Source organism: Pseudomonas sp. TE12234 (genome assembly GCF_054061835.1).
The window spans coordinates 1-12,587 of the sequence record NZ_JBSSEP010000015.1 but is presented as its reverse complement, the minus strand read 5'-3'; the positions used below and the strand labels follow the sequence as shown (position 1 = coordinate 12,587).

The window sequence follows — 12,587 nt, the reverse complement described above, 5'->3', positions numbered from 1 at the left end:
TCAGCCGTTGAATCGGGCATCGCGTTTCTCGACGAACGAGTCGCGTGCTTCCTGAGAGTCCAGCGAGCGATAGGCTTCAAGGGTGAAGCCCTGCTCCCAGCGGTATTTGTCTTCGAGGTTGCCGTCTTCGATGCCAGTCAATGCTTCCTTGGCCAGGCTGATCATCCCCGGGCTCTTGGCGGCGATGGTGCGGGCGATCTGCAAGGCGGCTTCGCGCAAGTCTTCGCGCTTGACCACGCGCTCCACCGCGCCCAGTCGGTAGGCTTCGGCAGCGTCGATCGGCTCGCCGGTGAAGTACATGTGGCGAACTTTCTGCACCGGAAACAGCCGCTGCAAATGCGCACCGCCGCCCATGGCCCCACGATCGACTTCCGGTACACCGAAGGTGGCGCACTCGGAAGCAACGATGATGTCGGCAGCCCCGCAAATGCCGATGCCGCCCCCCAGAACAAATCCGTGCACCGCGACAATCACCGGTTTCGGGTTGCGGTGAATGGCCTTGAAGCTGTCGTAGTTGCCCTTGTTGACGGCGACGATCAGGTTGCCGTCGGCGGCCAGTTCCTTGATATCGACGCCAGCGCAGAAGCCGCGCCCCTCGGCACGAATCACGATCACCCGCACGTCGCTGTTACGGCCCAGGCTCTCGATCTCGCTGGCGATATCGGCCCAGCCCTGGTTGTTGAAGGCGTTGACCGGTGGCCGGTTGAACACCAGTTCGGCTATGCCGTTTTCGATGCTGACGCTAAATGGTTTCATGGTTTCCTTCCTTCACAATGCATGGCCCCTTCACGACACACGGCGACACAGCTCGCCCAGGCGCGCTTCGGCGTCCTGGACGATCTGTTCAATCAATTGGGCGCAACTGGGCAAGCTGTCGATGGAGGCGGCGATCTGCCCGGCGGGCAACACCCCGGCGGCCGGTTGCCCGTCGACCATGGCTTTTTGGATCACCATCGGCGCGTTGGCGGCCATGATGCTTTGCGCGGCGGTCAGCTCCCCGGCGCCGCGCATCTTCAAGGCGCTGCCGAGCAACTGGCCAAGACTCATGCCAGTGTGGCGGCGATACGCCAGGCCACTTTGCACCGCCAGCAGCAAGCGCTTGAGGCCACCGCTGTTTTCCAGCTGGTTGAGCAATTCGTTGCGGATCATCCGCTGCGGCAAGCCATCGATGGCGCGGCTGATGATGATCGCTGCCGGGTCCTTGACCGCCAGGTAGCGCGCCAGGGTCGCCTGGGGCACCGGGCTGTCAGCGCACATCAAGAAGCGCGTGCCCATGGCAATGCCTTCGGCACCATAGGCCAGGGCCGAGACCAAACCCCTGCCGTCCTTGAAGCCACCCGCCGCCACCACCGGCACCGAGACCGCGCTGACCACTTGATCGAGCAGCATCGAGGTCGGCACCGATCCGGTATGCCCGCCGCCCTCGCCGCCCTGCACGGTCACCGCGTCGGCCCCCATTTCCACGGCTTTCTGCGCATGCTTGAGGGCGCCCACCGTGGGGATGCACACCACCCCGGCGTCCTTCAAGCGGCTGATCATCTGCTTGCCCGGCGAACGGCTGTAACTCACCGCCCGGACTTTATGGCGCAACACCAGTTCGACAATCTCGCCGGCGTTGGCCTGGTACATATGGAAGTTCACACCGAACGGCTGATCGGTCAGGCGTCGGGTTTCGAGGATCGCCGCTTCCATCTGCTGCGGCTCGATGGTCGCCCCGGCGAGAAAACCGAAGCCGCCGGCATTGCCCGTGGCCGCCACCAGTTTCGGGTCGGCAACCCAGCCCATGGCGGTCTGGATGATCGGGTAGCGGCAACCGAGCAGTTCGGTCAAACGGGTATTCAACGAAATCGCCATGCTCACGCCTCGCCCGTCTTGCGCTGGGAACTGGCCATGGCCTTGGCGTCGTAGCCACCGAGGCGGTCACCGGACACCAGTTCATTGTGGGCATGGGCGAAGTGATGCAGGCCGAACACCATGTCCATGGTCGCGCGCTTGCCCATCAGGTCTTCGGCGTTGTTCACCGCTTGCTTGCTCAATTGCAGGCCCAGGCGCGGCATTTGCGCGATGCGCCCGGCGATGTCGAGGGTCTGTTGCTCCAGCTCATCACGGGCCACTACCCGGTTGAGCATGCCCATCTGATAGGCGCGCGGTGCCGGCATGCGCTCACCCAGAAACAGAAACTCCTTGGCGATGCGCGGGTTCAATTCGTGCACATGGGCGAAATACTCGACCCCGGGAATGCCCATGCGCACCACCGGGTCGGCGAAATAAGCATCCTCGCTGGCGACGATCAGGTCACAGACCCAGGCCAGCATCAGCCCACCGGCAATGCATGCACCCTGGACCATGGCGATGGTCGGCTTGGGCATTTCCCGCCAGCGCCGACACATGCCCAGATAGACTTCCTGCTCCCGGGCATAGAGAAACTCGCCGCCCGGTTTGTTCACATGGTCGTACCACAGGCTGGCCCGGTCGAAGGTCTTGTCGACGTCACGGCCCGGGGTGCCGATGTCGTGTCCGGCGGAGAAATGCTTGCCGGCGCCACGCAAGACGATGACCTTCACCTCATCGTCGTCGCAGGCCCGGCGAAACGCCGCGTCCAGCGCATAGGTCATCTGCGAGTTCTGCGCGTTGTGGTACTCGGGGCGATTCATGGTGACCAGGGCCACCGCGCCGCGCACCTCGTATAGCACCACCTCGGCCTCGTTCTTGTCGTTATGTTCAGCCATCACTTTTCTCCGAAACGGGTGGCGCTCAGCGTTGGCCTGGCGGGTTGTCTTTTAGCTGCAGGGCACGCAGGTTGTGCGGGTCCAGGCGCTGGATCAGTTGCAACTGCTCGACCGTCGGCGCCGCCGTGGTCGGGCAATCCTGCGGCACGTGCAACTCGAATCCGGTGTTGTCCTGGACCTGGGCCACGGTCACGCCGGGGTGCAGCGAACGAAGGCGCATCTGCCGAAAGGGTCCCTGGAAATCCAGTACGCAGAGGTCGGTGATGATCAGGCGGATATCGATGTCGTCCAGCGACCAGCCCCGGGCCAGGCGGGCCGGGTTGTAGCCGACCGAGGCGACCATATCGACCTCGCCTTCGACGAACACCCGGCGGTTGTGGCTGGGAACGCAAAACGAGTTGGCATGACTGATCGAGTTGCCGGGAAAACCGCGCACCCCGAGCATCTGCGCCTTGGGTTTGGCGTAGTCGCCGATGCAGGAAATGTTCGCCTGGCCGAAGCGGTCGATCTGGGTCGGGCCCACCAACGCGTGGCGCTTACCGCCCCAGACGTTGTCGAAAATCCGCGAAAAGCCCATCCAGCAGTCGCGCTTGGGTTCGTAGCCATTGCGGGCGCCCAAAGGCACCGGTTCGGCGACCATGTAGGCTTCGGAGTCGGTCATCAGCAGCTGCGGGTTACTGGTCAGCATCGCCAGCGATGCGGCCAGACGCGGGATCACGCCGATGCCGCTGGCCAGAACCTCGCCATCGTCGCGCCAGGCTTCGGAGGCAGCGCAGATCATCAGCTCGGCGAGGCTGTAAGTGGTAGTGCTCATCGCAAGGCTCCCTCAGAAAATCGGCAATGGCAGTTGGCGGATTGCAGCCAGGCCGCCGACCTTGTCCAGGTACTGTTCGTGGTTGCAGTCGACGTAGTCGCGGACATAGTTCTGCCAGCCATCGACGGCCTGCGCCGAAGCGTTGTAGGTCTTGAAGTGCGCGACGTCGAAACCGTACAGCGGCGCACAGGACGACGGATGTGCGCCGCCCGGCACGTGGGCCACGGCGGTGGTCAGGTTGCGTTCCCAGAAAACTTGATGCGCGTGGGCCCTGTCCTGGTGGAAGCAGTCGCTGTCGACCAGTTCATCGCAGGTCACGTAGCTGTGGGTCGCGGCGCGCACGAACAGGTCGTCCATGTAGTGATCGGGGCCGCTGATCTGGCACACGCCGCGTTTGTCGGCACGGTCGACGTGCACCAGCGCCGCATCGAGTTTGAGCGCCGGCATCGCCACCCAGTCCTTGCCATCGGCATAGGGCGAGGCGATCAACTTGATCTGCCGGTTGTGGCGCAGGACATCGGTGCCCAGGCCCACGGCGGTTGGAATGAACGGCACGTTCATCGCTGCGGCGCGAAGGCCCAGCAGCAACATGCCTTCGTCGATTTCCATCACCTCCAGCGCCGCTTCCTGGCGCGCCTTGCGGAAGTACGGCTCCAGTGGAATGAAGTCGAGCGAGACAAAGGCGAACACCAGTTTCCTGATCTTGCCGGCCGCGCAGAGCATGCCCACGTCCGCCCCCCCGTATGCAACAACCGTCAGCTCCTTGAGGTCCGAGCGCAGGATCTCGCGCACCAGCGCCATCGGCTTGCGCCGCGGGCCCCAGCCACCGATGCCGATGGTCATGCCGTCGCGCAGTTGGCCGACAATCTCGGCTGTGGTCATTTGCTTGTCCATCGTCGTGTTCCTCATTGGCGACCGACACTGAAGTCGTGGCCCCAGTGGCTGACCACGGTGCTTTCGAACGGCGTGTGGCGATCCCAGTCGACCACCAGGCCATCGCAGCCGTACTCCAGGTCAAACCCGGACGGGGTCTTGATGTAGAAAGAAATCATTTGATCGTTGGTGTGCTGGCCGAGGGTGGCCGACAGCTTCACACCGTTGGCGTGCACGCGGTCCAGGGCACGGCCGACTTCATCCAGCGCATTGACCTCGACCATCATGTGCACGCAGCCATGGGGCATCGGGCACTCGAAAATCGCCAGCGAGTGGTGACGGCCGTTGTTGCAGTGCAGGAAGTGAATGCGTTTTTGCGGCTCGGCCGGGTCCGGGGTAAAGCGCACTTTCATCAGGTCCGACAGGCCGAAACCCATCACCTGCTCGTAGAAATCCCGGCAGCGCTCGAAGGCGGGTGCCGGCAGCACCACATGGCCCATGCCGAGATCGTTGGTGACAAACCCTTTGACGCCGACCGGCGAGACAAAACGGGCGAAGTCTTGCAGCGGGCCCCAGAAGATTTCGTGACGGTTGCCGTCCGGGTCGCTGAAGTGCACCAGTTCCTGGACCTTGCGCAGCTCGGCTTCGGCGGAGGTGCCACGAGTCACTTGCACGTCGGCCTGTTGCAGCTCGCTGACCGCCTGTTCCAGGGCCGCCTTGCCGGCCACTTCCCAGCCGCAGGCACCGAAGCCGTTCTCGGCGTTTTTCTGCACCAGCACGCGGTAATGACGCTCGTCCATTTTCAGGTACAAAAGCTCATCGTCGCCGCTGACCATCATGCCCAGCACCTGGCTCGCGTAATGACGCCATTGCGCCAGGTCGCTGGACAACAGGGTGACGTAACCCAGACCACGGATATCCATGGATGCACTCCTCGTTTTGCTCAGGCCGTGCCGCCCTTCGGCGGGTGCCGTGGGGAGACTTTATGTGGGCCTATTCAAACGGGTTCGGCGAGGGGCAACATCGTCCAATGGGACTAGCGGAAGTGGATGGCGCAGACCATGGAACATGCACTGTAAGCAGTCATGCCAGCCAATGAGGAAACAAAAAAAACAATGAACCATTGTGGCGAGGGAGCTTGCTCCCGCTGGACTGCGCAGCAGTCCCTACTTTGGGGCCGCTGCGCGACCCAACGGGAGCGAGCTCCCTCGCCACAGGGGGTATCGCACTTGATTCAGGCTTCGATTTGATCCAGCACCCGGTTCGCCGTGATCTCCGCGAGCATCACGCTGTTGGAAATGCCCAGCAGTGCATTGCGGTCACCACCCTCCAGATGATCCACCAGCTGATGCACCATCACATCCACCGAGGCCAGGGTTTCGACCAGGTAGGCCATCAGGGTTTCGGTCGTGGCCTCTGGGTCTACGGTAAACAGGGTGCAGATGGTTCGAGGGGTGGCCTTGATGTCGGCGGTCGAGGGGAAGTGGTAGTCGAGGGCGCGTTCGGCGGCTTCGTTGAGTTTTTTGGAATCAGGGCTTTCGTAGGGGGATGCCGGATCGGTGTCTGGCGGATTGGGTGTGACCTTGAACATAGTGTGGATTCCTGATGTGGGCTGGAAACCACTTCTCTACTAAAAGAAGGGGTGGCAGCTGTACGCAGGTTAGTAGACCGGGGAATCCAAGAAGCCGGCGCGCCCAAGGGCGCCCTGCGTACAGCCACCATCAAAATGCAGGCACATGGCCTGATTGATGCGTCGTACGTCTTGGATTAAGCCACGGGCTACTAAACCCGATCACTGGGAATCAGTGACGCGAATCAAGTTACCGAGAGGGCCCAAGGCGCACAAGCCGGCGGATTCTGGCGTACCTGTAGGCAACGACGCAAGGCGTTGTGGCTTTCATCAAGTAACACTGACAGCCGTTAAACAGGTTCTATTCAAAGGCCAAATCGGTGGTGCGAACTTACGCAATAACCTGTAGGAGCACCTCTTCGCGAGCAAGCCCGCTCCCACAGGGGATTGTTGCCGGCAGAAAAAACGGGCCTTGAAAGGCCCGTCTGGGAAAGATTCAGAGGTATGAAATTTACTTTCTCTTACACGCTTCAAGCTCCTTTTGGCTTTTCAACATCGTAATTATGCCCAACCGATACTTGCAGTACTGAATGACCATCTGCCGTTCCGTACCGCTTAGCTCACTCAGTTTTTTATCATCTGATTCGTACGCGAAAACATTTTCAAATTTCATCTGAAGTGTCGGGCTTTTCTTGATGAAAAACACTTTCTCCGGGTAGGCGTCTTCCATCTTTTCGTAAAAGCCAACGTAGAGGAAAGCGAGGATTGCGATCGGGAAAATGATAAGTACCGACTTCATAATGAAGGTGGCTGCAGGTTCGTTTTGATTCGCAGGTCCCTCACCAGTTTCATTCCAATGTTGCCTGGGCAAATTTTTCCTTCGCCGGCTTGCATGGGGAATTCACGGTGTCCACCCAAATTGGTCACCCTGAAAACATTGGTCAGCGCTTCGACCAGATTCAGTAGGGCGTTGATTTGTGTAGCAGGGATTTCCTGATCCATATTGCCATTCACGGCTTCAAGCGCCTGACGGGCAAGCGCGACCATGTCGCCTCCCTCCTGCGCGGTTGTCAGATTCTCTAGCAACACGATGCCAATAACACCTGTGTTGTAGTTATGGACGCTTGAGCCTTTGAATCGGATATCGCGCCCCTCAAAGACGCTACCCATACAGTCGATGGCGTAGTGATAACCGATATCATCAAACTTGGCTTGATGCTCCCTCTGAATTGCACGCATTTGTCCTTCGCCGACACCACACCCCACACTTCTACCTGCATGGTGAAGGGCGATCATCGAGTAATCCCAATCATCGACCATTTCGCCTTTTACTGGCTGAGCGCCCCAAGATGATCTTTCTACAAATTCACTACCACTTTTGCGGACGAGCCTAATGATTGCTTCTCTGGTAGCTGCTCTATCGTTGCAAATGATGGTATTAGGAGCTGCTGGCCAAAGTTTGACTTCGGTCTTTTTTGCCTGAGCTGTCAATTGTTGAGCCATCCTTGATGGCTCTTGATGTAGTGGACTTGAAACCGACTCGGCTTTGGGCAACGAAGATTTGGATTGATAGGAAGGACGATAGTCCAGCCACTGCACTTGCGAGCGCATTCCGAAAATGCGCGAATACTGGCCTGTCGTGTCTTTACTCAACGGGCTGAAGGGATTGTCGGTGACCAACAGCCAGTCGCCGTTTTTTACGCTAGCCAGTATTTGTTGCATATCGTCGTACAGCAGGTAACTACGCGAGCGGCCATGTGCACGCAAAAAATCATCTAGCCCAAAGAAATCGTCGCGACGACTCGTAAGAGCCTGTCTCACCATGTCCTCGGCAAAAAACGGCGACTCGATTTGATCGAAACTTATACCTTGACGTTCGCGATCCTGCTGACGAATCAGGCGCATCACCATACACAATCCTCCTTATTAACGACGCATTCCAACTACCTTGATAGGCGTCTATTTCCTTGTTGGAATGGCAGAATAAACAGCCTCCAGGCCACCCAGTCAAGGCGCAGAAATCCCTGTAGGAATAGTCGCTTAATGCGATATTTTTTATCCTGCTGCAGAACCTGTGGGAGCGGGGTTGCCCGCGATGAGAGAGCACGTCCAACATTTCTGTTGACAGACACGCCGCCATCGCGGGCTAGCCCGCACCCACCAGTGGGTGGATATCGCGATTGCGTTGTTATGCCGCCGCTTCGATTTGATCCAGCACCCGGTTCGCCGTGATCTCCGCCAGCATCACGCTATTGGAAATGCCCAACAGCGCATTGCGGTCACCGCCCTGCAGATGATCCACCAGCTGATGCACCATCACATCCACCGAGGTCAGCGTTTCCACCAGGTAAGTCATCAGGGTTTCGGTCGTAGCCTCTGGGTCTACGGTAAACAGGGTGCAGATGGTTCGAGGGGTGGCCTTGATGTCGGCGGTCGAGGGGAAGTGGTAGTCGAGGGCGCGTTCGGCGGCTTCGTTGAGTTTTTTGGAATCGGGGCTTTCGTAGGGGGATGCCGGATCGGTGTCTGGCGGATTGGGTGAAGGTTTGACCATGATTGAATGCTCCAAAATGTGGAGCCGTCACCTACTTGCGACTAAACAAGAGGGGTTGCAGCTGTACGCAGGTTAGTCGACCGGCGGAGCACGAAACCGGCGCGCCCGAAGGCGCCCTGCGCACAGCTACCATGACGTGCAGGACATGAAATGACCTGACTGTTTGGGATGCAAATGCGCTTCGTGTCACAACGGGCGACTAAACCCGATCACTGATGAGCAGTGACGCGAATCAAGTTACCGAGGGGGACCAAGGCGCACAAGCCGGCGGATTCTGGCGTACCTGTAGGCAACGACGCAAGGCGTTGTGGCTTTCATTAAGTAACACTGACAGCCGTTAAACAGGTTCTATTCAAAGGCCAAATCAGTGGTGCGAACTTACGCAATAACCTGTAGGAGCGAGCCTGCTCCGGGCGGCGTTCCGACGATGGTCGCCAACGATAACGCTGAAAGCCTGACACCCCGCGGCGTACTCCGATTCATCGCGAGCAGGCTCGCTCCTACAAGGGGTGTGGCGTGTTCAATCTTATTCGGCAGACATAAAAAAACGGGCCTTGGGGACCCGCTGGAAAGTGGGCCTGACGTTCGTGCCAGGCCTGGAATGCAATTGTGGCTTGCCCCAATACCTGTGGGAGCGGGCTTGCCCGCGATGGTCGCCAACGATAACGCTGAAAGCCTGACACCCCGCGGCGTTCTCCGGTTCATCGCGAGCAGGCTCGCTCCTACAAGGGGTGTGGGGTGTTCAATCTTATTCGGCAGACATAAAAAAACGGGCCTTGGGGACCCGTTGGAAAGCGGGCCTGACGTCCGTGCCAGGCCTGGAATGCAATCAAACTGTGGGAGCGAGCCTGCTCGCGATGGCGATGGGTCAGGCACCATTGATGCTGAATGTGCCGACCTCATCGCGAGCAGGCTCGCTCCCACAGGGGCATGCGGTGTTCATGCGTTTAGCGTCAACCATCACGCCTTACGGAAATGCGGAATCACCTTCTCGCCGATGTTCTTCAGGGTCTCCAGCTGCGCCCATTGCGGCACGGTGCCCATCTGGCAGATGAACAGGATTTCGTCGGCACCGGCGTCGATCAGGCGCTGCACATAGTTGATGCAGTCCTCGACCGTGCCGTAGGCGTGGTTGGGGTTCATCATGGCCATGGTCGGGTCGGAAAAGTCGACGCTGACTTCTTCGGAGGCGAAGCGCGACTTGATCACGGCCTGGCCGTTGCCATCGACGAAGGTGTCGTCCTTCCACTTCTCCGGGTCCGGACGCTCGCCACCGCCGTACCAGTAGCCCAGGGATTCCATGAAGTAACGCTGTCCACGAATGCCGATGCGGCGCGCTTCTGCGTTGTCTTCCAGCACGATGGCCGGGCACAGCGCGGCGATGTGACGATTGGGGCGGAAGCCGACCTGCTTTTTCTCGTCACGATGATCAAACGCCTCGTGATAGACCTCGACCTTCTTGGCGATTTCTTCCGGGCCACCGAAGCCCAGCACCAACGCGCCCATGCCACGACCGCCGGCATTTTTCAGTGACTCGGTGTTGGTGCACGCCAGGTACATCGGCGGGTGAGGGTCTTGATATGGCTTGGGATGGATCGGACGTTTCGGGATCTGCACGAAGTCGCCGTTGTGCTCGATTTCATCCTGCACGAACATTTTCGGGATCAGGTACATCATCTCGTCGATCTGCGGCTGCAGGGTCGCCAGGTCATAGCCGAAAGTGCCGGCCTCCTGCTGGGTACCGCCCTTGCCGACGCCGAAGTGCACGCGCCCCTTGGACAGCAGGTCGAGGGTAGCGATGCGCTCGGCGACTTTTACCGGGTGGTTCATCGCCGGTGGCAGGCAGACCACACCGTGACCGATGCCGATGCGTTCGGTTTTACCGGCGACGAAGGCCAGCATGGTTTCCGGTGCCGACATATGCGAGTAGTTGCTCAGCGCCGTGTGCTCCACGCACCAGAAGGTGTCGAAGCCAAGCTTGTCGGCCAGCACCGCTTGCTCAACGGTGTCCTGGAAAATCTTGCGGTCGCCTTCACGGCTGGAGTCCACCGTCTGGGCTTCGTAAATCAGGGAAAATTTCATGGTTGATCCTTGTGCTTATTTGGATGCGCAGTCGGCGCCGTAGACCTTCGCCTTGCCGTCAATGCTCATGCATCGACGGGGCGCTCGAATCACGCAAACGGACTAGCTGATTTGTACGCATGGGTCAGAGGAAAAAGTCGTTGCTGTCCTGCCCCATGCTCACGCCGCCCAGGTTCCAGGCGTACTTGGCCGGGCTGTTGGCGACGTGGGCGCGACCGGTGTGGATGTCGCGGAAGGCCCGGTTGATCGGATGACTGCGGAAGATGGTCGAAGCGCCGCTGTTGAACATCAGATCACCGACCGCCCTGGCACATTTGTCGGCCACCAGCGCCGAGTCGTACCGCATCTTCACCCGCTCGGGCAGGCTCAACGGCTCGCCCTTCTGTGCGCGCTCCAGCATCAAGGCGAAGTTACGGTACAGCACGGTCTTGCACTCATCGACGCACACCATGGCATTGGCCAGCGCCGACTGCGCGGCCGGGTCCTGGACCATTTTGCGCCCGTCGTTGACCCCGACCCGCGCGCGGTTGTGCTCGACAAACTGATCCACCGCGCCCTGCAAGGCGCCAATGGCCGAGGACGACACGGCACGCACGAAAATCTGCCCGAACGGCAGGCGGAACAGTGGCGCAGTGTTCACCGCATTGCCCGGGCTGCTCTGCATGAAACCGTCGAGCGCGCGGTGGGTGCGGTACTCGGGAACGAAAGCGTTCTCCACCAGAATGTCGTGGGAACCGGTGGCTTCCAGGCCCATCACATGCCAGTTGTCGAGAATCTGATAGTCGCTGCGTGGCACCAGGAAGGTCCGGTAATCCGGCGCCCCACCCGCCTCTTGCGGCGGCACCAGCGCGCCTAGGAACACCCAGTCGCAATGCTTGCTGCCGGAAGAAAACCCCCAGCGCCCACTCAACTTGAATCCACCCTCGACCCGCTCGACCTTGCCCACGGGCATGTAGGAAGACGAGATCAACACGCTGGAGTCGTCGCCCCAGACGTCCTGCGCCGCACGATCATCGAACAGCGCCAGCTGCCAGTTGTGAATCGCCACCACGCCGAGCACCCAGGCCGAGGACATGCAGCCTTCGGCCAGGGTCATCTGCACGTCAAAGAAATCCTTGGGCTCCAGTTCATAGCCTTCCCAGCGAGACGGCTGCAGGATGCGAAAGAACCCGGCGTCCTGGAAATCCTTCAAGGTTTCTTCAGGCAACAGCCCGGCTTGCGCGGCATTGAGAGCACGTTCACGCAGGATCGGCACCAGCTCGCGGGCACGCTGGCTCAGACGCTGGCGAATCAGGTCTTGGTTGAGCATTTTTATTGTTCTCCTTTGTTCACCCCATCCGCCGGGGCGCGCGTGCAGCGGGGCGGGTGTAGCGCCCCTACCCTGGCATTCAAGCAATGCACGCAGTGGCGGACATCCCTCAAACGGACCATGTGGGGTTGGAGAATTGCGTTGCCTGGCAGATCGCCTTCGCGAGCAGGCTCGCTCCCACAGGGGATTGGGCGCATCTGCAAGTGATTGGTCGGCTAGCAGGCCGCCATCGCTGCAATGCGGCGCCCCGACAAGCCAGCTCCCACAGAAAGCAAGGCACGCGCGCCCTCACGCTCTTCACCACTCATCAGGCCGAGCGTTAGCTCGCCTGCAGCTCTTGATCTTGATCTACCCGCCCCTTCGGGAGGCTGAGAGGAGGTGTTCATCCGGGGAGTGGCGCGCAGCGCCGTTCGACGCAGTCGAACACGCTGCATGTAGGTCGAAGCGAAGCCGACCGGAGGGCAGTGTCCCCGGATGAATACCGCAGCGAAGGAACGCCGAGCCTTAGCGAGGGGCCGGACGCTCGGGGCGAGCCTTTTTTTGCTTATCTTTTTTTTGGCGTTTCGGTACGTGTCAAGGTACCTGTCGCCTTGCTCCTACAGTTGTTAGCCTGTTGCACCCCTAATTTCAGGGCGTTCCGGGTTTAAATACACCGCATC

The 12,587-nt window shown here is 60.0% G+C and carries 11 protein-coding genes; all 11 read right to left on the bottom strand.

Annotated elements, in window-relative coordinates:
* The 11 genes from ACVWYU_RS21280 to ACVWYU_RS21230 all read right to left on the bottom strand — a co-directional run bounded on the left by ACVWYU_RS21280 (window position 1) and on the right by ACVWYU_RS21230 (window position 11,928).
* Entirely contained in the window at window positions 1-756 is a 756-nt protein-coding gene (locus ACVWYU_RS21280) for an enoyl-CoA hydratase family protein (RefSeq protein WP_247256244.1), read from the bottom strand.
* A gap of 30 nt (window positions 757-786) precedes the next feature.
* Window positions 787-1,854, bottom strand: a complete 1,068-nt coding sequence (locus ACVWYU_RS21275; protein ID WP_457373608.1) for an NAD(P)H-dependent flavin oxidoreductase — start codon at window positions 1,852-1,854, stop codon at window positions 787-789.
* Between the two features lie 2 nt (window positions 1,855-1,856).
* Window positions 1,857-2,729, bottom strand: a complete 873-nt coding sequence (locus ACVWYU_RS21270) for an enoyl-CoA hydratase (RefSeq protein ID WP_247256246.1) — start codon at window positions 2,727-2,729, stop codon at window positions 1,857-1,859.
* Window positions 2,730-2,754: 25 nt separating this feature from the next.
* Window positions 2,755-3,543: a CoA-transferase subunit beta gene (locus tag ACVWYU_RS21265; protein ID WP_457373607.1), complete on the bottom strand. Its 789-nt coding sequence runs from the start codon at window positions 3,541-3,543 to the stop codon at window positions 2,755-2,757.
* A 12-nt stretch (window positions 3,544-3,555) separates the two neighbouring features.
* Window positions 3,556-4,437: a CoA transferase subunit A gene (locus ACVWYU_RS21260; RefSeq protein WP_457373606.1), complete on the bottom strand. Its 882-nt coding sequence runs from the start codon at window positions 4,435-4,437 to the stop codon at window positions 3,556-3,558.
* Window positions 4,438-4,448: 11 nt separating this feature from the next.
* Window positions 4,449-5,339, bottom strand: a complete 891-nt coding sequence (locus ACVWYU_RS21255) for a VOC family protein (RefSeq protein ID WP_457373605.1) — start codon at window positions 5,337-5,339, stop codon at window positions 4,449-4,451.
* A 311-nt stretch (window positions 5,340-5,650) separates the two neighbouring features.
* Window positions 5,651-6,007, bottom strand: coding sequence for a DUF6124 family protein (locus ACVWYU_RS21250; RefSeq protein ID WP_457373604.1), 357 nt, complete (start codon window positions 6,005-6,007; stop codon window positions 5,651-5,653).
* A gap of 774 nt (window positions 6,008-6,781) precedes the next feature.
* Entirely contained in the window at window positions 6,782-7,897 is a 1,116-nt protein-coding gene (locus ACVWYU_RS21245; RefSeq protein ID WP_457373603.1) for a peptidoglycan recognition protein family protein, read from the bottom strand.
* A 277-nt stretch (window positions 7,898-8,174) separates the two neighbouring features.
* On the bottom strand, window positions 8,175-8,537 hold the full coding sequence (locus ACVWYU_RS21240) for a DUF6124 family protein (RefSeq protein WP_457373602.1): 363 nt from the start codon (window positions 8,535-8,537) through the stop codon (window positions 8,175-8,177).
* Window positions 8,538-9,497: 960 nt separating this feature from the next.
* Window positions 9,498-10,619, bottom strand: a complete 1,122-nt coding sequence (locus ACVWYU_RS21235; protein WP_247256251.1) for an LLM class flavin-dependent oxidoreductase — start codon at window positions 10,617-10,619, stop codon at window positions 9,498-9,500.
* A 124-nt stretch (window positions 10,620-10,743) separates the two neighbouring features.
* Window positions 10,744-11,928, bottom strand: coding sequence for a flavin-dependent monooxygenase (locus tag ACVWYU_RS21230; RefSeq protein WP_457373601.1), 1,185 nt, complete (start codon window positions 11,926-11,928; stop codon window positions 10,744-10,746).
* Between the last annotated feature and the right edge of the window lie 659 nt (window positions 11,929-12,587).

Bases quoted from the DNA above. Each gene is read 5' to 3' on its own strand.
- ACVWYU_RS21280 (WP_247256244.1), bottom strand. From the start codon at position 756: ATGAAACCATTTAGCGTCAGCATCGAAAACGGCATAGCCGAACTGGTG.
- ACVWYU_RS21275 (WP_457373608.1), bottom strand. From the start codon at position 1,854: ATGGCGATTTCGTTGAATACCCGTTTGACCGAACTGCTCGGTTGCCGC.
- ACVWYU_RS21270 (WP_247256246.1), bottom strand. From the start codon at position 2,729: ATGGCTGAACATAACGACAAGAACGAGGCCGAGGTGGTGCTATACGAG.
- ACVWYU_RS21265 (WP_457373607.1), bottom strand. From the start codon at position 3,543: ATGAGCACTACCACTTACAGCCTCGCCGAGCTGATGATCTGCGCTGCC.
- ACVWYU_RS21260 (WP_457373606.1), bottom strand. From the start codon at position 4,437: ATGGACAAGCAAATGACCACAGCCGAGATTGTCGGCCAACTGCGCGAC.
- ACVWYU_RS21255 (WP_457373605.1), bottom strand. From the start codon at position 5,339: ATGGATATCCGTGGTCTGGGTTACGTCACCCTGTTGTCCAGCGACCTG.
- ACVWYU_RS21250 (WP_457373604.1), bottom strand. From the start codon at position 6,007: ATGTTCAAGGTCACACCCAATCCGCCAGACACCGATCCGGCATCCCCC.
- ACVWYU_RS21245 (WP_457373603.1), bottom strand. From the start codon at position 7,897: ATGGTGATGCGCCTGATTCGTCAGCAGGATCGCGAACGTCAAGGTATA.
- ACVWYU_RS21240 (WP_457373602.1), bottom strand. From the start codon at position 8,537: ATGGTCAAACCTTCACCCAATCCGCCAGACACCGATCCGGCATCCCCC.
- ACVWYU_RS21235 (WP_247256251.1), bottom strand. From the start codon at position 10,619: ATGAAATTTTCCCTGATTTACGAAGCCCAGACGGTGGACTCCAGCCGT.
- ACVWYU_RS21230 (WP_457373601.1), bottom strand. From the start codon at position 11,928: ATGCTCAACCAAGACCTGATTCGCCAGCGTCTGAGCCAGCGTGCCCGC.